At 64.0% G+C, this 16,895-nt stretch carries 14 protein-coding genes; 5 read left to right on the top strand and 9 right to left on the bottom strand.

All coding sequences use genetic code 11. The features are described 5' to 3' along the window. Nucleotides 1-3 precede the first annotated feature (3 nt). Nucleotides 4-804, bottom strand: coding sequence for an aldolase (locus tag ACWGTI_RS09380; RefSeq protein WP_454586840.1), 801 nt, complete (start codon nt 802-804; stop codon nt 4-6). 162 nt (nt 805-966) lie between these two features. Here ACWGTI_RS09380 and ACWGTI_RS09375 point away from each other — a divergent pair, with 162 nt between their 5' ends. Then, on the top strand, nt 967-1,728 hold the full coding sequence (locus ACWGTI_RS09375) for a DeoR/GlpR family DNA-binding transcription regulator (protein ID WP_454586839.1): 762 nt from the start codon (nt 967-969) through the stop codon (nt 1,726-1,728). A 266-nt stretch (nt 1,729-1,994) separates the two neighbouring features. After that, on the top strand, nt 1,995-3,143 hold the full coding sequence (locus tag ACWGTI_RS09370; RefSeq protein WP_454586838.1) for a Gfo/Idh/MocA family protein: 1,149 nt from the start codon (nt 1,995-1,997) through the stop codon (nt 3,141-3,143). Between the two features lie 9 nt (nt 3,144-3,152). Here ACWGTI_RS09370 and ACWGTI_RS09365 read toward each other — a convergent pair whose 3' ends face one another. Then, nucleotides 3,153-4,193: a LacI family DNA-binding transcriptional regulator gene (locus tag ACWGTI_RS09365; protein WP_454586837.1), complete on the bottom strand. Its 1,041-nt coding sequence runs from the start codon at nt 4,191-4,193 to the stop codon at nt 3,153-3,155. Between the two features lie 221 nt (nt 4,194-4,414). Between ACWGTI_RS09365 and ACWGTI_RS09360 the strand changes: the two genes are divergently transcribed. Beyond that, nucleotides 4,415-5,800, top strand: coding sequence for an FAD-binding oxidoreductase (locus ACWGTI_RS09360; RefSeq protein ID WP_454586836.1), 1,386 nt, complete (start codon nt 4,415-4,417; stop codon nt 5,798-5,800). A gap of 67 nt (nt 5,801-5,867) precedes the next feature. On the opposite strand, the gene ACWGTI_RS09355 is transcribed toward ACWGTI_RS09360, so the two are convergent. Continuing rightward, nucleotides 5,868-6,524, bottom strand: a complete 657-nt coding sequence (locus ACWGTI_RS09355; protein ID WP_454586835.1) for a YjbE family putative metal transport protein — start codon at nt 6,522-6,524, stop codon at nt 5,868-5,870. A 244-nt stretch (nt 6,525-6,768) separates the two neighbouring features. Between ACWGTI_RS09355 and ACWGTI_RS09350 the strand changes: the two genes are divergently transcribed. After that, a complete protein-coding gene (locus ACWGTI_RS09350) occupies nt 6,769-7,410 on the top strand; it encodes a ThuA domain-containing protein (protein WP_454586834.1) in 642 nt (213 codons plus the stop codon). Nucleotides 7,411-7,443: 33 nt separating this feature from the next. Here the strand turns inward: ACWGTI_RS09350 and ACWGTI_RS09345 are convergent, their stop codons facing one another. Next, nucleotides 7,444-8,007: a DUF6931 family protein gene (locus ACWGTI_RS09345; RefSeq protein WP_454586833.1), complete on the bottom strand. Its 564-nt coding sequence runs from the start codon at nt 8,005-8,007 to the stop codon at nt 7,444-7,446. A 268-nt stretch (nt 8,008-8,275) separates the two neighbouring features. On the opposite strand from ACWGTI_RS09345, the gene ACWGTI_RS09340 reads away from it, so the two are divergent. After that, nucleotides 8,276-8,812, top strand: a complete 537-nt coding sequence (locus ACWGTI_RS09340; protein WP_454586832.1) for an OmpA family protein — start codon at nt 8,276-8,278, stop codon at nt 8,810-8,812. A gap of 96 nt (nt 8,813-8,908) precedes the next feature. Here the strand turns inward: ACWGTI_RS09340 and ACWGTI_RS09335 are convergent, their stop codons facing one another. The 5 genes from ACWGTI_RS09335 to ACWGTI_RS09315 all read right to left on the bottom strand — a co-directional run bounded on the left by ACWGTI_RS09335 (nt 8,909) and on the right by ACWGTI_RS09315 (nt 16,844). Then, nucleotides 8,909-10,522, bottom strand: coding sequence for a caspase family protein (locus ACWGTI_RS09335; RefSeq protein ID WP_454586831.1), 1,614 nt, complete (start codon nt 10,520-10,522; stop codon nt 8,909-8,911). Between the two features lie 274 nt (nt 10,523-10,796). Then, nucleotides 10,797-13,211, bottom strand: coding sequence for a M23 family metallopeptidase (locus tag ACWGTI_RS09330; RefSeq protein ID WP_454586830.1), 2,415 nt, complete (start codon nt 13,209-13,211; stop codon nt 10,797-10,799). Next, the gene (locus ACWGTI_RS09325; RefSeq protein WP_436258713.1) at nt 13,208-13,669 is read right to left on the bottom strand and encodes a DUF1036 domain-containing protein; all 462 of its coding nucleotides are present in this window, start codon (nt 13,667-13,669) and stop codon (nt 13,208-13,210) included. The genes ACWGTI_RS09330 and ACWGTI_RS09325 overlap by 4 nt, the downstream gene beginning before the upstream one ends. 11 nt (nt 13,670-13,680) lie before the next feature. After that, nucleotides 13,681-16,089 carry a protein kinase domain-containing protein gene (locus ACWGTI_RS09320; protein ID WP_454586829.1) on the bottom strand — a complete coding sequence of 803 codons (2,409 nt, stop codon included), beginning with the start codon at nt 16,087-16,089 and terminating at the stop codon, nt 13,681-13,683. Next, a complete protein-coding gene (locus tag ACWGTI_RS09315; protein ID WP_454586828.1) occupies nt 16,086-16,844 on the bottom strand; it encodes a PP2C family protein-serine/threonine phosphatase in 759 nt (252 codons plus the stop codon). The genes ACWGTI_RS09320 and ACWGTI_RS09315 overlap by 4 nt, the downstream gene beginning before the upstream one ends. Between the last annotated feature and the right edge of the window lie 51 nt (nt 16,845-16,895).

Genomic DNA, 16,895 nt, shown 5'->3' with positions numbered 1-16,895 from the left:
CGTTCAGGCACCCGCCTTCGCCAGCGCGTCCTGCGCCGAAAGGCCGTCATGGATGACGCCTCGAAAGGCAAGCGCCGCCTTCTCCGGATCGCCATGCCCCCAGAGATTGCGGCCCACCACGGCGCCGCGCGCGCCGGCACGGATGGCGTCCGCCGTTTGCTGAAGCGCGCCGAGCAGCGTGTCGGTCTTCGGACCACCGGCGATCACGACCGGCACCGGGCAGGTTCGAACGGTCTCACGGAACGACTCGAAATCGCCTGTGTAGCCGATCTTGATCACGTCGACGCCGGACTCGTAGCCGATGCGCGCCGCATAGGCGATCTCGTCGGGGGTGAAGACGATTTTTGCTCCGTCGGTGAAATCGCGAGGGTAGATATGCGCCACCACCGGCATGCCGTAGCGGGCCGCCGCATTCACGGAATCGGTCAGCCAGCGTATGTACTTACCCTCGGTCGCGCCGCGCACAGGAATGGCCACCGCCAGCGCATCGGCCCCCGCGCGTACCGCATCCTCGGGCGTTGCAATCAACTCACTGATGCGATCGTCCGGGGTGAAGCAGCCCGCCTGGATCACCAGAGAAGCTTGGCCCGCATATTGCGGCCACAGATGGCGCGCGGTGCCGGGCTGAATGCTGACATAGTCGGGTTTGCCCGCCATGACACGCGCAAGCGCGCCCGGCAGGTCGGCAAGGCCGCCTTTTCGCACGTCGCCATAGCCGACGAAGTGGTCGACCGCACCGCCAAAAAGGTTCCCCGATGGATGTGAGAAGAGGCGCGCAAGGCGCACCTTGGTTCCGAGGCTCATGACTGCAAAATTCTCCAATCGATTGGTTTCGAAATCTCAAACCCAGTGTTTGCGAAAGAAACCACAAAAGCAATCTTTCGAAAGCTTTCGAATTTGCGTATTTTTGGTAGAGTGAGCCGAGGCCAGGGCGATCGCCTGGCGCATGGAGGCAAGGACAGGGCAATGTTGTCAGAGCAGAGACGCCAATCGATCCTGGGCGAGGTGCAACGCAGCGGACAGGTTCGCATCAAGGACCTGTCGGACGATTTTGGCGTGTCGGAAGTCACGGTGCGCTCCGACCTCGAGATACTGGATCGCAAGGGACTGCTGACCAAGACCCGCGGAGGCGCGGTGACCCGGACCACGGATTCGACCACGGCTGCGTTCGCCCGGCGAATGCAAACCAACATCGAGGCAAAGAAACGCATCGCCCTGGCAGCGGTGGATCTCTTCGAGGACAACCAGTCGGTCATCTTCGACGGCGGCTCGACCTTGATGCAGCTTGCCATGCAGCTACCGCCGCTCAGCAATGTCGTGGTCGCGGCCACGGCAATGAATATCGTCCAGCACCTGATGCATCGGCCCGGGCTCGACGTTCACATGATCGGAGGCCGGGTCTATCCAGACACGGTGAGCACGCTGATCACCGATGCCGACACGGCTCTCGGCGGCCTGGTGGCGCATCAGGTCTTCGTTGGAGCGCATGCGATCGACTCCTCACTGGACGTGGTCGACGTGAACGAAGACATGGCGCGAACGAAACGAAACCTCGTGCGCATGGCCCGGCGCGTTGTCCTCCTTGCGGATTCGAGCAAATGGGGTGTCAGCGGAACCTCCAAGGCTTTTTCGCTGTCGAGCGTCGATGTGGTGATCACCGACGATGGGCTGTCCGGCCCGATACGCAGCCAGCTCGATAGGACCGTCGCCAAGGTGATCTATGCCTGAACCCGTCGCGATCCCTGACCGCGCGGCAAAGATCCAAAGCGCCCGTGACCCACGGGATTGGCGTCGGCGCCCGGCCGATTTTTCATGTCTGTCATCTTCTCCTCCCGAGACTGGCAGCCTCCCGATTTCGCGCCAGCGTTTTCATAAGCTCTATAAAAATTTTACGCGCGTCAAGATTTAAAATGCTGTATAGCGGCTTTCAAATGTGATCCGTTGCCGGGACAACGGTTCAGCCATGCCAACCGCGCTGGGAGGTACGATTTAAAATGCACGGAAAATCAAAGACAAAGCTCGGCATCGGCGTCATCGGCTGCGGCAACATTTCGATGACCTATCTGCGCAATGCTGCCCTGTTCGGCGGCGTCGAACTGCGTGCCTGCGCCGACATTTCGGCCGACATGGCTGAGCTCCGTGCCAGGGAATATGGCATCCGCGCGCTCGGCGTCGACGCGCTTCTCGCCGACCCCGACATCGAACTCGTGCTGAACCTGACCATTCCGGCGGCGCATTTCGACATTTCGTTTTCAGCGCTTTCGGCGGGCAAGCACGTCTTCACTGAAAAGCCGCTGGCGACATCGGCCGGGGACGGCCGCCGCCTTGTCGCCGAGGCGGCGCAGCGCGGGCTGCTGATCGGCTCGGCGCCGGACACGTTCTTGGGTGCTGCCGGCCGGCGGGCGCGGCGGCTGATGGATGACGGCGCCATTGGTAAACCAGTTACCGGCACCGCCTTCATGATGGGACGCGGTATGGAGCACTGGCACCCCAATCCGCAATTCTATTATCAGCCGGGCGGCGGTCCGGTGTTCGACATGGGCCCCTATTACCTGACCATGCTGGTCAATCTGCTCGGGCCGGTGGACCGCGTCATGGCGATGGCGACGCGCGGCCAGGAGGAGAGGCTGATCACTGCCGACGGTCCGTTCAAGAACACGACGTTCAAGGTCGGTACGCCCACCAACATATTGTCGCTGCTCGAATTCCGTTCCGGCGCCACCGTCACCTTCGGCGCCTCGTGGGATGTGTTCAGACACTCCAACCATCCGATCGAACTGCACGGTACCGAAGGTTCGCTCAGGCTGCCTGATCCCGACACGTTTGGCGGGACCGTCTCGCTGTCGGAACGTGGCGCCGGCTGGGCCGATTTCGCCAGCGAAAGCGAACTCTACGGCGCCCGCAATTGGCCCTATGCCGCGCCCGACCGCGCCAATTACCGCATGCTCGGCGTCGCCGATCTGTCGCGCGCGCTGAGCACGCGACGAAAGCCGCGCGCCTCGGGCGAACTCGCGTTGCATGTGCTGGAGGTCATGGAGGCAATCCTGGCTTCGGGCGAAAGCCGGGGCTCGGTAGCCGTCAACGGCACGGTCGACCAGCCGCCGCTGCTTGGCGAGGACGAAGCGGCAAGCCTGCTTGCCTGATGGAAATGTTCAAGCTGACTGACGCATCACCAGGGCGGCGTCGAGGCTGACTTTAGGCGCGACGCTCGCTGTGTCCTCATTTAGCAAAGCGAGCAGCGTCTCGACACTGCGCCCCGCCATGGCGGCAAAATCCTGCGCGATGGTGGTCAGAGCGGGGCAGGTGTAGCGGCTCAGCGGATGGTCGTCATGGGCGGCGACGCGCAGGTCGCAGTCCGCCTTGCGGCCGACCTTCTTGCCCTGCGCGAAGGCTGCCGCCATCACGCCGAAGGCCAGGCGGTCGTTGGCGCACAGTATGGTCTTGCCGGGCAGACCCACGGTCTTGCCCGGCAGGCCGCCAGCCCCAAGCATCTGTTCCATCTGCTCGTAGCCAATGCGCTCGAAATCCCATGTGTAGTCGCTTGTGTTGCCGATCACCACCGGCTCCTGGCCCAGCCGCTGCATGGCGCCGACATAGCTGTTCAGCCGCTCTTGCGAATTGTGGTTGACGTGCGGGATATCGAAATAGACCGGCGCGTCGCCGGAGCGGCAGAGATAGTCGACGATGGTCGAGACACTCTGGGCGTTGTTGTTGCCGACGAAGGGTGCGCCGCCTTCGAGATAGGTGTCGAAATAGACGATCGGCATTGTCTGCGTCAGCTTCTCCAGCGCGCGGCGGTCCGAGCGCAAGCCAAGCGGCGCGATCAGCGCGCCTGAGACTTTCAGCGACAGGATGGTGCGCGTCGCCTCGACTTCGAGCTCGCGTGAACCGTGTGAGGAAATGACGATGGGCCAGTAGCCCTCGTCGCGCAGCCTGAGCTCGATGCGGCTGACCATTTCGGAGTAAAAGGGATCGGCCACCGTCGGCACGAGGATGCCGATGCTGCGGGTGCGCTTGCGATTGAGGTTGCGGGCAAACAGATTGGGCTGGTAATCGGACGAGCGCAGCGCCTCCTCGATGCGCTTGCGCGTTGCCGGTTTGACGCTGGTCGGGTCGTCGAAATATTTCGACAGCGTCGGCCTGGAGACGCCGCAGGAGCGGGCGAAATCCTCCATCGTCTTGTGCTTCGTCATTCGATCCCTCGTCTGGCAGGCGCCAGAACCTTGGTCATCGCTGCCCACGGTCCTGCAGCCGGCGCGACGCCACGCAACCTTCAAGACGAAATTTACAGGAAACTTCAGTGGTTTCAACGCGCAATGACAAATTATACCGTGCGTAAATTTATTCAATTGACGCGAAAATTGTCCCGCATCAAAGTCTCGACCGCAGCGAGCAAGCCAAATATCTGGGAAACATGACACAACAGATCGATCAGCTTCTTTCCCAGCTTTATCAGCGGCTCGACGCCGCCGCTGTTGTCACCGGCGATGCGGTCGATCCGCGCTATGGCGACGATCTCGCCGGCAAGGGCGGGGGCCGGCCCGAACTGGTCTTGCGTCCGCGCAGCGCCGCCGAGGTGGCCGAAATCCTGCGCGTTTGCAGCGGCCTTGGCCAGAAGCTGGTCGTCCATGGCGGCCGCACCGGGCTGGCCGGCGCCGCGCGCGTGCAGCCGGGCGAAGCGGTTCTGTCGCTGGAGCGCATGACCGCAGTCGAAGCGCCTGACCGCGCGGCGGCAACCATCATCGCAGAGGCTGGCGTGCCGCTGCAGATGGTGCAGGAAGCAGCCAATGCGGCCGGCCTGATGTTCGGCGTCGACATCGGCGCGCGCGGCACGGCAACGGTCGGCGGCAACATCGCCACCAATGCCGGCGGCATCCGCGTGCTGCGCTACGGCATGTACCGCGCCCAGGTTCTGGGACTGGAGGCGGTGCTTGCCGACGGCTCGATCCTGACCTCGCTGCGCGGCTTGGCCAAGAATAATTCGGGATACGATCTCAGCCAGCTGTTCATCGGTAGCGAAGGCACGCTGGGCGTCGTCACGCGCGCCTGCCTGCGCCTGCATCCGAAGCCCGCCACCGAGGTCGCAGCTTTCTGCGCGCTTGGTTCGCTGGAGGCGGCTATCGCGCTGCTCGGGCTGCTCAAGCAGCGGCTCGGTCCCTTGCTCTCGGCCTATGAGGTGAATTTTTCGCCGCTCTACGGCGCCATGATAGCCGGCATGGCCGCGCCGGCGCCGCTGCCTGCCGGCGCGCCGGTTTATGTCCTGGCCGAGATCCAGGGCAATCAAGCCGAGCTGGACGGCGAGCGTTTCGCTTCAGTGCTGATGCACGCCGTCGAGGACGGCATCGTCGACGACGTGGTCGTCTCGCAGTCGCCACGCGAGTTTCGAGCGCTCTGGGACGTACGGGAAGAGGCCAACCGCTTCCTGTTTGCGATCGAGGGCCTGATCGGCGTCGATATCTCCATTCCGCTGGCGACGATGGCGGCTTTCCTGGGCGACGCCGAAGCGGCGATCCGCGCTAAGGACGGCAGCGCCGAGATCTACGTCTTCGGCCATCTCGGCGACGGCAATCTGCACTATCAGGTCGACACCAGGGAACCGGCCGCCGCCTATGAGATCATCTATCGCGGCGTGGCCGCATGCGGCGGCTCTGTCTCGGCCGAACACGGCATCGGCCTCGACAAGAAGAAATGGCTGGGCCTCGTGCGCAGCGACGCCGAGATATCGGCGATGCGCCGCCTCAAGGCGGCGTTCGATCCGCACAACATCCTCAACCCCGGGCGGATTTTCGACATCGCTTGAATGCTACGAGGCATGTTTTGCCGCAATTCCGGACGGAAAACCGCTGCATACTTTTCCTGGAATTGCTTTAGCTCGCAGTTGGCGAAAGCAGCGCGTGGTAGTCGACCGTTCTCAGCTGCTCGACGCCGTCCAGCGTCATGTTGCCGGCGACATAGACGATGATCGCCAGGCCGAGCCAGCCGATCCAGCGATATTTGGCAAGCAGTGCCGCCACCAGCGTCGAGGCGACCGCCATCAGCACCACCGAGAGGATGAGACCGAAGACCAGCGCGTTCATGTCATGCGCGGCGGCACCCGCTACGGCGAGCACATTGTCCAGCGACATGGAAACATCGGCGACGACGATCTGCAGGATTGCCGTACGCAGCGCCTTGGCCGGCCGCGCCGCCGCATGCGCGGTAGCGGCAGTGTCGCCTGCATCGCCATCGTCCTCACTGTCACCGACCGAGCGCAATTCCTGGAACATGTTCCAGCACACCCAGAACAAGAGCAGGCCGCCGACCAGCATGATCCCGGGGATTTCCAGAAGCTGAACGGCGATCACGGCAAAGACGACGCGGATCACCGCGGCCGCGGCTATGCCGGCGATGATCGCCTTCTGGCGCAAAGCCTTTGCCAGGCCCGCGGCCGCCATGCCGATCACCACCACGTTGTCGCCCGACAGGACGAGGTTGATGGTGATGACTTCCAGATAGGCGGCGACAGTTGTCTGATCGAAGCTCATGGGGCAGGCTCTCCGGAGAGGTGTTCCGGTCGGTCGTGGCGATCGGGCGGACATCTACCCGGCCGCAAAGACAGATTTGAGTGCAGTCCTGCATCGAAACAAGACGCCAGGCGCGGCCAATCGTTCCTCGTCCACCGGATTCATCCCCAATCGTTCGGCTTGCCGGCAACAAATGGCCCCCGGAAAGGGAAGACAAAGGCGTTCCGCTTGCCTATCAATGTCGCCGACCGAAGGAGAGACTGATATGGGCAAGACGGCACTGATTTTCTGGGGCGGCTGGGAAGGCCACACGCCGGCGCGCAGCGCCTCAGTCGTCAGCGAGATATTGACCGGGCACCGCTTCGACGTGCGGATAGAGCAGGGCACCTCCGCGCTCGCCGATCCGCAGCTGTCGGCCGTCGATCTGATCGTCCCAATGATCACCATGGCGACGATCGAAAAGCCGGAGCTGCAGAACCTCGTCGCCGCCGTCAGCGGTGGATCCGGCCTTGCCGGGTTTCACGGCACCATGGGCGACAGTTTCCGCAACGAGCCGAACTATCAGTTCATGACCGGCGGCCAATGGGTCGCCCATCCCGGCGATATCATCGACTACCGTGTCGACATCACCAGCGATGACCCGATCGTGCGGGGCATCGACGGCTTCGCCTACCGTTCCGAGCAGTATTACATGCATGTCGACCCGAGCAACGAGGTGCTGGCGACGACGACGTTCTCCGGCGATCATCTCGACTTCATCGACGGCGTCGTCATGCCCGTGGTCTGGAAGCGCCGATACGGCAAGGGCCGCGTCTTCTTCAGCTCGCTCGGCCACACGGCGGATGAGTTTTCCGTGCCGCAAATGCGCACCATCTTCGAGCGCGGCGCGTTGTGGGCCAGCCGCTAGGCCTCGACGGCGCTTGCGACTGCAATCTTGCAATCACGCTTTGCGCAGCGCTTCGGTTTCGGCCAGATGGATGCCCATTTCGACAAAGGCGGTGAGCACCGAGAACCGATCGGCCACCGCAACCCGCGCCAGTCCGGCCAGAATGCCGGCGTTGACGGCGTGGGCGGCGGGCAGCGGCCGCAGCCTCGACCCTTTGGTCTGATCGGCCGCGCCATTGACATGCCGTTGCACCGCCAGCGCGATCCAGCCGGCCGGCGTGTGCTGCCGCGCCATCGCTACACCGGCGACAGCGGCCCGGCGGCTTGCATTGCTGGGTTCGCCGACCCAGTCCTGTACCAGCGCCAGAGTTTCGAGATCCTGCTCTTCGAGCAGTTCGGTCAGATGCCCCAGGCACTCATGGCCCCACCAGATCGCTGCCCGGTCGGGCAGGAGATAGGCGCAAAAGGTGATCGCTTCCTCGGGGATGCGCCCGGCCATCAGCCGGCGGCAGAACTCGAGCGAGGGCTGGTCGGTGGGAACAGCCGTCATGTCCCGGGCAACGGCGCTGTTTGCGGCGAAGAGATCGCGTGCGGTCTGGAATCGAAGCCCATTGACCATCGCTGCTGTTGTCCTCCCCCAAGAGCAGCTATCACTCAACTCGCCTGCGAGCCGCGGGTCAAGCCTGTCGACCGCCACATGTCCATGACGTTGTTCACAGACAAACGCGCCGCGCTTTGGTATATTCCACAATCAGACCCACGACTCCGAAAAAAGGCGAAGCCGGCTTTCGGAGAGAGGGATGCAGGGTCAAACGGAAACTGGAGCCTGGCCGTCTTGGCGGATCGGGCTTTGGTGACATCGGACGCTCAGAGCAGGAGTAACCGTTATGCAGCGGGGCATTTCAGTCTTAGCGTTGGCGGCCGTGCTTTTTTCGACGCACGCTTATGCCGACCCACTTCAGAAATCGGAAGACATTGTGAAGTTTTTTGCCGGCGCGATCGATCACGGCGCGGCGCGCGGGATTTGCGTCGGCACCGAGGATGAGTGCAAGAGCAAGACCAGCCAGAAAGACAAGCCACCGGAGAAGACCGGCCTCGATATGCTGATCAATTTCAGCCTGGATTCCTCCGAGCTCGATGCCAAGGCGCGCAGCGAACTCGACGAGTTCGCCAAGGCGCTGAAGGACGACCGGCTGAGCAAGCTGTCCTTTGTCGTCGAAGGCTATACCGACGCGTCCGGCTCGGCGAACTACAATGAGGGCCTGTCGCAGCGCAGAGCGCAATCGGTGACGGCTTTCCTGGAATCCAACGGCATCGAATCCGCCCGCATCACGGCGGTCGGGCTGGGCGAGGCCAATCCGCGCAATTCTGACCCCTACGACCCCGTCAATCGCCGGGTCGAGATGCGGATCAAGGCGCAGTAGCTTCGCTGGCTGCGTCCTTCGACAGCACACCTCCCTCTAACGGCAACACCGCGCGTCCAACGGACACGCGGTGTTGTTGCTGTTTGATGTGATCGATCAGTTCTTGAGGACGCCGCCGACCGCTACGCCGGTGCCGAAAATCAGCGCCTTGGTCAGGAAATCATTGTTGTCCTGCGGCGGCGGGCCTTCCTCGCGCACGACCTCGCGGTTGCGTCTTTTCTGCACGAACTGCTGTTGCCGGCGTGGTTTCTGGGCGTACTGCTTCTTGCGCGGCTTCTCCGCCACCGGCTGCAGCGTGCGTGCCTTCTGCACCACCTGTTTTTTGTTCAAGCCGGACTGGTCGGCCTCATATTTGGCGCGCACGGCCTCCATCATCGGGTCGGTCTGGACCTCCAGGAACGCCAGCTGCTCCCGCGTCAGGAAAGTGGTCGGCGGCAGCCCATTCTCCTCTTGCCAGTCGCCGATCGCTTGCCGGGTCTTGGCGCCGATGTTGCCGTCGACGCGGCCTAGCTCATTGCCCAGCGCTTCGACGCGCAATTGCAGGTCGATGCGGCCCTGGCGATCGAGACCGATCGCGTTCTCCGTCGCCTCGGTGCCGAGCACCTTCTTCATGTCGTCCGAAATGCCGACCGAGGTGCGCACGGCAGAGCCGGGATTCGCTTCGGCAGCATCAAGCGCTGCGACTTCCCGTTCCTGGGCCTTCGGATCCTTCAATGCGTCAATGTTGAGCCGCGCCACCGTGGCGAAGCGGCCATTCGGGAATTGCTCGAGATAGGCTTCGTAGAATGGCGCGGTGTTGCGCTTCGAGGCCTCGTCCCACAGGCGCTGCTCGACTTCCCACGCGGGCGGTTCGCTGGCGACGGGGGCAGGGGCGGGCGCCGCCGCAGCGTTCGCGGCGTCGGCGGCAGGCTTTGCCTCCGGCACGGCTTGCGCCGCGGCCTTGCCGAGGAAAACCTCGCGGCCCAGCGATGCGTTGTGCCATGGCCGCTGGCGGCCTTGGGTGGTCTCGGCCACTTCGCCGCGCACCCGGGTCAGCGCGCTCTGGATCTCGACGCCGGGTTCGGTCAGGTGCCTGGCGAGCGCCGTCGAGTAGGGGCTGTCGACGCCGTTGCCGTCAAAGGCGATGGCGCCGGGGTCGGTGGCATAGGCAATCAGGATGCCGCCGGTTCCAACGCCTTCCGACTTCGGATCGATCGGTGCCAGGCCGGTGCCCAGCGCGGTCGAGCGGCTCTTCGGCATCGCGGCCGCCAGCGTGCGTGCCAGCGGATTGTCGCGGCAGGCATCGAGGATGATGACGCCGACCGCCGGGTCGGGCGGCAACGCGGCCATGAAGTCGTCGATCTGGACGGTTCGGGTCTTGAGATAGGCCGGCGATGTCAACTCGGCGTCGACCGGGATCAAGAAGTTCTTGCCATCCACCTGCATGCCGTGACCGGCATAGAAGATGACGGCCAGGTCGGCGTCGTAGGATTGCTCGGTGAACTTGCTGATCAGGCTGTGCATGCCGGCATTGTCCTGGTCGACGCCCTCGATCACCTCGAAGCCTGCATTGCGCAGCGTCGATGCGATAAGGTGCGCGTCATTGGCCGGATTGGGCAACTCGACGGCATGGACGTATTTGCTGTTGCCGATGACCAGCGCGACGCGTTTGGCGCCAGGCGCCCCGGCATCCGGCGCTGCAGCCTGGACGGTGCCAAGCGCGGTCAGCATTAACAGAAAAAATCCGCTCAAAAGGACGGCAAACGCTTTCATAGGATCAGCCCTCCGCCCCAATGGGGCGCGTTATTGATGTCTGCGCATGCTTAATTCCAACAGCGACTGTGTCGCTTCTGCCAAAATGGCTCCTGGGCGTATGTGATCCCAGCCACAGTTTTGGTTCACAACAGGCCCAAAAAACCTTTGCAAATATCCGCTAATATATCATTTGCCGGCCTCAAAACCAATCGGCGCGGCGAAACCAGGCGGCCATCCGCTGAAACTACGGCTAGCCAGGCTCAAGGCCGTTCTGGAGCGAGCCGACCAGCGCCGTGATGGCCTGCTTGTATTTTTCGAACTCCGGCGATGTCTGGCGGACTTCCGTCGTCGTCTGCTGGCCTGCATCGGACGTCGCCGGCGTGGGCAACTTGCGGCCCATTTTGCGTTCCGCCCAGTCGACGACGTAGCTGGCGGTCTTGCCTGTGAGGAAAGGGTTGGCCTGGATGACGGCCGAGCCGAGCACCGCGCTCAATTGCGCCGATCCCGGCGCCGCCAGCACCTGATGCGCGCCTTCCATGCCGAGGAAATGGCAGAGATAGAGCCGGCCGGCGGTGATCTGGTGGCCGCGCGCCCTGAGATAGGCTTCGCCTTCTCTTGCCAGATTGCGCACCATCTCGCGCGAGATGGTGGCGTCGTAGCGCAGCGCCAAAAGGTCGGCGGTCGACAGCGAGCGCGCAAGTTCGGGACGATAGGTGTTCATCATCCGGATCCAGGTCTTGGATATGAACTGGCCGGCGCCGGTTGCCGAAGACAGCGGGTTCTTCGCCCGCGCGCTGCCGCCCGATTCGACATGAACGATACGGTCGGTCAGCGTTTCGACGGCGACGTCGCCGCTCCCGCCTGTCTCCACCACCGCGGCACTCACGGAAGTCACCGTGCCAAGCGGGTCGATCGCCGCGCCGTTCAGGTAGAGCTCGAAATGCAGATGCGGCCCGGTCGACAGTCCGGTGGTGCCGATATAGCCGATGATGTCGCCGGCCTTCACCTTGGTGCCGACGCCGCTGGCAATGGCGAATTTCGACATGTGCGCATAGCGCGTCTCGCGTCCGCCGGCATGCGCGATCTTGACCACATTGCCGTAGCCGCCGCCATCGCCCTGGAAGATGATTTCGCCGTCGAAGGCCGCGGCGATCGGCGTACCTACCGGGGCCGCCCAATCGACGCCTTTGTGGATGCGGACCACGCCCAGGATTGGGTGCTTGCGCGGCCCGAAGGTCGAGGTCATCACGCCGCTGACAGGCGTCACCATGCCATTGGTCACCGTCAGCGAGCGCACCTGATCGTCGCCGGACACGCAGGCAAACTGGCCGTCCCTCTGCTGGAAGACGAAACAGTCGAGGTTCTTCTCTGTGCCCTGCACGCCGACATAAAGCACACGTCCGTCGGTATCGTTCTTGCCGCGCGGCGTCTGCGAATAGATCAGCACCAGGCGCTGGTCCTCGCTGGCAAAGGCGTCCAGATCCTGTCCGCGCGACAGATACATGATGGCTTCGCCGATGATGCCGGTCGGCACATTGTTGCGCGCCGCCGTCGAATAAATCGCGTCGAGCAGGCGGTACTGCCTTTTGTGCGTGCCTTCGGTCTCGGCGCCCGAATAGTTGAACAGGTCCTCGCGCACCCAGGGGTCGACACCCGACACGAAGGCGCCGGCGGCATTGCGCGTCAGCGTGCCGACAAAGACGTTCTTGGCATAGATCGAGACCTGCATCAGCGACATCGTCGTGGTCTCGCGCGTCGGCCGGAAGCCGCGCATGGCTACGACATAGCCCGGCTCCAGGCCGTCGCGGTTGAACAGCGCCTTCAGCGCTTCGCCGGCAAGCATTGCGTCCTCAGCGGAAAAATGCGCATCGAGCGCAACGCTGTCCAGGCTGCGGTCGTTCAGGATCTTGACGAACGTGTCCTCTGTCGCCTCGAAGCGCTGGTATTCCGAGGTGACGACGGCAACGCTGGTGTTGTTCTCGACCGCTGTCTTCTGAAAGGTGGGAAGTGCCGCTTCGCCCTCATCGATGGTCTCGCCCCAGCCGGCTTCCGGGTCATCAGCTGCCGCCGAGGCACCGGGAGCGGCCTGCGAATCAGGAGCCGGGCCGGGAGCCGCTGGAGCTTCGTCCGCGCCGGGCGAGGGTTGAAGATCGTTCTGCAGATCATTCTGCGGATCGTTGGGTTCGGCGGGTGGCGCCGCCGCGGTCTTCCGCTGTGCCTGGAAGAAGGCGAAATCCTCCTGCGTCGACGGGATGGTCGTCATGAATTTTTCGCTGGCGCTGAGCATCACGTCGGACAGCACTTCGATCTGAGGCGAAATGCCGGCCTGGTCGAGCTCCGCCGGGCGCGGCATCGCCCGGCCCTTGGTTGCCCCGCTGGCATCGGGCGCCAGCGTGATCCACATCGGGTCGCCGGCAAGATCGATGATGGCGGGCACATAGACCGATGCATCAGCCGGCACGTCGTCCGAGCCTTCGACGGCGTGCAGCTCTTCGTCTTCGTCGCCAAACGACCAGTAGTCGGCGGTGAGATAGAAACCGGTGGCGATCGCGGCAAGGACAATTGTCGCCAGGCCAGCAGCCAGCCCGAGCCAGATCCTGCGCCTGCGCAGCGCCGCCCGCGCCTGCTTCTTTGCCTTGAAGCTGGTGTCGATGCTGTGCGTCACGGCGCGCTTCCGGTCAGGAAGAAGGTCCAGCGCACCTGTTCCTGCGTGTCGACTTCGAGAAACTTCGCGGCGATATGGCCGCGCTGCCAGCATTCAGTAATACCGCGGATCGAGAACCGCCGCCGCTCGATGCACATCTCGGTGGAGCCTGCCAGGATGGCGTGGCCGAAGACATCCGTGGCGTAGATATAGATGTAGCGGTTGGTCAGCTCCTCACGGATGACGTTGACGCATTGATTGGCGCCGATGGTCCACCAGCCATCGGTCTGGTCGGCATCGTCGACCTTCTGGCCGACGGCGAGATTGACGACGTCGAGCGTCTGGTTGCAGACGGTGAATTCGGCGCGCGCTTGCCCGGTGGAAAGCAGCGCCAGCAAGAGCGTCGCAAGCGCAATCGCGGCAAGCTTCGCGCGCGCATTCAGGGCAAGCAGGACGGGATCACGGCGACGGCGTTGCATCGGCGTCCGTGCTACCCGCCGAGGCGGAAATATTTGGCGGTCGCCGAAAATGCCGAGGTCCTGGCGCCGATCTCGTCGAGGATCCTGGGCAACAGCACCGAGGCCGGCGTCGGCGTCGAGAAATCCGCGGCCTTGATTTCATCGGGACCGGTGATCACCATGATGATCTGCGGCAGCGCCTTGCCTGCGGCCTTGTCGGCGGCGCCGAGCGCGATCGGGATGCTGAAGGTCGCCTTGTCGGCTTGTGCGACAACCCGGTCGTCGAGGTTGAAGGCGATGCCCCTGTGGTCGATCAGGATCACACTCGACACCAACCCGCCATGCGTCACCAGCGTGCCGTCGATCGGCGAACCGTCCGGCACCGATGTCTGGTCGAGCACCAGCTGCGGTCTGTCGGCCGTGCTTGCCCCCATGAAACGCAGGAAGTCGGTGATCCCGCATTGCGGCGTCTGGATGAGGCGAACGCTGATGTCCGGCTCGACATGGAACTTGGCCTGGAATTCCCCAAGCAACTGTTCGAAAGGCGGCACCGACGTGCTGAAGCCCTCGATCGCGACGCCCTTCTCGGTGGCCGATGTCACCGTCGCATAAAAACAGTCCCCACCATTGAAGCCTCGTACCCAGGTGACCCGCTCCGCGGCCGCATCCGCGGTCGGCGGCACCTCCGGTTTGGGCACATTCATGGCAATGTCGGGCTCTGCCGGCTTGTCGGCCTGCTCACCGCTGGCAATATCGGGCTGGCTTGCCTTGGGCTCCACGATTGGTTCCGGCGCCTGTGCGGTCGGCTCTGGCGCCTGCGCCTTGGGCTCGGGCGCCTTGGGCTCGAGCGCTTGAGCGGTGGGTCCCGGCGTCGGTGCTAGGGGTTTGGGCGCCTCGGCCGTTGGTTCGGGTATTTGCGTGGTCGGCTCCGGCGCTATCGCCTTGGGCTCTACCGGCGGGCTGACAGGCTCGGGGTTCTTCGCGGCATCGGGCTGTGACGGGCGGGATGGCGGTTGCAGCGCAACGGTCTTGTCGGTTGGTTCGGCTGGCTGCGGGGCTGCAGTGCTTGACGCGACTGGTGGCGTCGGCTGCGGCTGGACCGGCGCTTTGGCTTGATCTTCAGCCGGAGTCTCTGCTGGTCGCGGCTTTGGCTCTTCCGCCGGCGCAGTGTCCGGAGCGGGCCTGTCGGCGACGATCGGCTTTGTCAGTTCGGGTTGGAGCGGCGGTGTTTTGCCGGTATCGGTAACGGGAGGCCGGTCCCCGAATCCCACGATACCCGATGCATAGAGTCCTCCCAGCGATGCCACGACAACCGCCGCTAGCGCCGCGATCGTCAGGCTTCGGCCTGTAGCAGGCTTCGGCGGCGCGGTTGCTCGCCTGGGCGTTTCAGCAACCGGTTTCGGTTGCGATAGATGCGCCGGGCGCACGTGCGGCACGAAGGCTGGCGATGCCGTGCCGCTTGCGGGGGCCGCGCTGAGTCCTTGCGTCTGCGAACCCTCGATCTTCGAGCCCGGCCCGGCGGTCTGCCCGGTTCGCGGCAGGCCCGGCCGGGGCGCAAGCGAGGCCGGCGGCAAGGTCGCGTCGCTGTCGTCGCGCGTCAACCGGGCGATTTCGGCCATGCTGGCCGGTCGATCATTCGGGTCGGGTTGCAGCATCGCTTCGACGATGTCCCTGAAATCGGCATCGATGCCGGAGAGATCAGGCACGGTCCGCCGTTTTTCGACGATCTCGTATTGCGAGCCGCCCATGTCGATCGGCTTGCCGAGCAGCGCCGCCGCCAGCACCAGCCCCAGGCTGTAGATGTCGGACTGTTCGCTGACCTCGCCGCCATAGAGCCCGAGCTGCTCTGGGGAGACATAGTTGTATTTTCCGGCGAACTTGCCGCCGATCAGCGTCTCGCCGCCGACTGCCGCCGATCGCGCAATGCCGAAATCGATGATCTTGGCGCGCTCGACCCGGCCGCCCGGCAGGATGATGTTGTCTGGCGAGAGGTCACGGTGGATGGCGCCGGCCTGGTGCACCGCGCTCAGGCCCGACGCCAGCCGGTGGCACAGTTTGCGCACATCCTGCGTTGCCATCGCGCCGCCGCGCATGACGTCGTAGAGCGACTGGCCGTCGACGAATTCCATCGCCAGATAGGGCCGCCCTATGCCGGGATCGATAGTGAAGACGTGGTAGCGTACGACAGCGTCATGCGACAGATGGTTGAGGATCGAGGCTTCCTTGCGAAACAGCGACAGGATCGTCTGGTCCCGGGCGAATTCCGGCAGCACGATCTTGATCGCGACGTGATCGCCGGTCTGGATGTTGTGGCCGCGATAGACTTCGCCCATGCCGCCCGACGCGATGCGTTCGTCGAGCTCGTAGATGCCGCTGAGCTGCGTGCCGACGCTGGTATCCGCCATATTGGGCAATAGCCGAGTCTTGTCGTCGGAGCTCATCGGTCGTGGCCTCCTGCACGGGACAGGCCGTTGCCCTTGTCTCCGATCTTGACCAGCACGATGGTGACGTTGTCGGTGCCGCCGCGCTCAAGCACCATGGAAAGCAGCTTTTCGCAGGCAGCCTGTGGTGCTGCCGAGAGCGCCGCGGCCGCAATCTCAGCATCGCTGACATGCGCCGTCAGCCCGTCCGTGCTGAGGATGAAAATGTCGCCGGCAAGGGTCTCTCCCTGCTGGAAGTCGATGGCGATCTCGTCGTTGACGCCGATGGCGCGTGTAATGACGTTGCGCCGCGGCCAGTTCTCGGCTTCGGCGGCGCTGATCGCGCCGCTGTCGAGGAGTTCCTGGACCTCCGTGTGGTCGCGCGAAATCTGCGAGATCGCGGCGTCGCGCACAAGATAGACGCGGCTGTCGCCCGACCACAGGCAGGCGAACCTGCCGTCCATGGCCAGCAGTGCCGCAACGGTGGAACCGATTGTCACGCCGCGCGAGCGTGAAATCCGGCGGATCTCGGCGTGGGCCCGGTTCAGCCGGTCCTCGAAACGCGCGCGCAGATCCGGTGCCGAACTGGCGATGCCGATCGTTGCCAGATGCTCGACGATGCTTGCCGAGGCCACCTCTCCGGCCTCATGCCCACCCATGCCGTCGGCAACCACCCAGAGGCCGATCTGCGGCTCGACCAGATAGCTGTCTTCATTGTGGTCGCGTACGCAGCCCTTGTGGCTCACGCCGTAGCTCTCAAAGGCGGCACCGCTCACTTGCCTACCCTCCGCAACGCCTTGGCTGACGCGCCTCGCCAGTCTGCCACA

Source organism: Mesorhizobium sp. ArgA1, from assembly GCF_053714375.1.
Note: the sequence above shows the minus strand (reverse complement) of the source record. Positions and strands in the feature narration are given on the sequence as shown.

Excerpts from the sequence above, each read along its gene's own strand:
- ACWGTI_RS09380 (WP_454586840.1), bottom strand. The coding sequence starts at position 804 with ATGAGCCTCGGAACCAAGGTGCGCCTTGCGCGCCTCTTCTCACATCCA.
- ACWGTI_RS09375 (WP_454586839.1), top strand. The coding sequence starts at position 967 with ATGTTGTCAGAGCAGAGACGCCAATCGATCCTGGGCGAGGTGCAACGC.
- ACWGTI_RS09370 (WP_454586838.1), top strand. The coding sequence starts at position 1,995 with ATGCACGGAAAATCAAAGACAAAGCTCGGCATCGGCGTCATCGGCTGC.
- ACWGTI_RS09365 (WP_454586837.1), bottom strand. The coding sequence starts at position 4,193 with ATGACGAAGCACAAGACGATGGAGGATTTCGCCCGCTCCTGCGGCGTC.
- ACWGTI_RS09360 (WP_454586836.1), top strand. The coding sequence starts at position 4,415 with ATGACACAACAGATCGATCAGCTTCTTTCCCAGCTTTATCAGCGGCTC.
- ACWGTI_RS09355 (WP_454586835.1), bottom strand. The coding sequence starts at position 6,524 with ATGAGCTTCGATCAGACAACTGTCGCCGCCTATCTGGAAGTCATCACC.
- ACWGTI_RS09350 (WP_454586834.1), top strand. The coding sequence starts at position 6,769 with ATGGGCAAGACGGCACTGATTTTCTGGGGCGGCTGGGAAGGCCACACG.
- ACWGTI_RS09345 (WP_454586833.1), bottom strand. The coding sequence starts at position 8,007 with ATGGTCAATGGGCTTCGATTCCAGACCGCACGCGATCTCTTCGCCGCA.
- ACWGTI_RS09340 (WP_454586832.1), top strand. The coding sequence starts at position 8,276 with ATGCAGCGGGGCATTTCAGTCTTAGCGTTGGCGGCCGTGCTTTTTTCG.
- ACWGTI_RS09335 (WP_454586831.1), bottom strand. The coding sequence starts at position 10,522 with ATGCTGACCGCGCTTGGCACCGTCCAGGCTGCAGCGCCGGATGCCGGG.
- ACWGTI_RS09325 (WP_436258713.1), bottom strand. The coding sequence starts at position 13,669 with ATGCAACGCCGTCGCCGTGATCCCGTCCTGCTTGCCCTGAATGCGCGC.
- ACWGTI_RS09320 (WP_454586829.1), bottom strand. The coding sequence starts at position 16,089 with ATGAGCTCCGACGACAAGACTCGGCTATTGCCCAATATGGCGGATACC.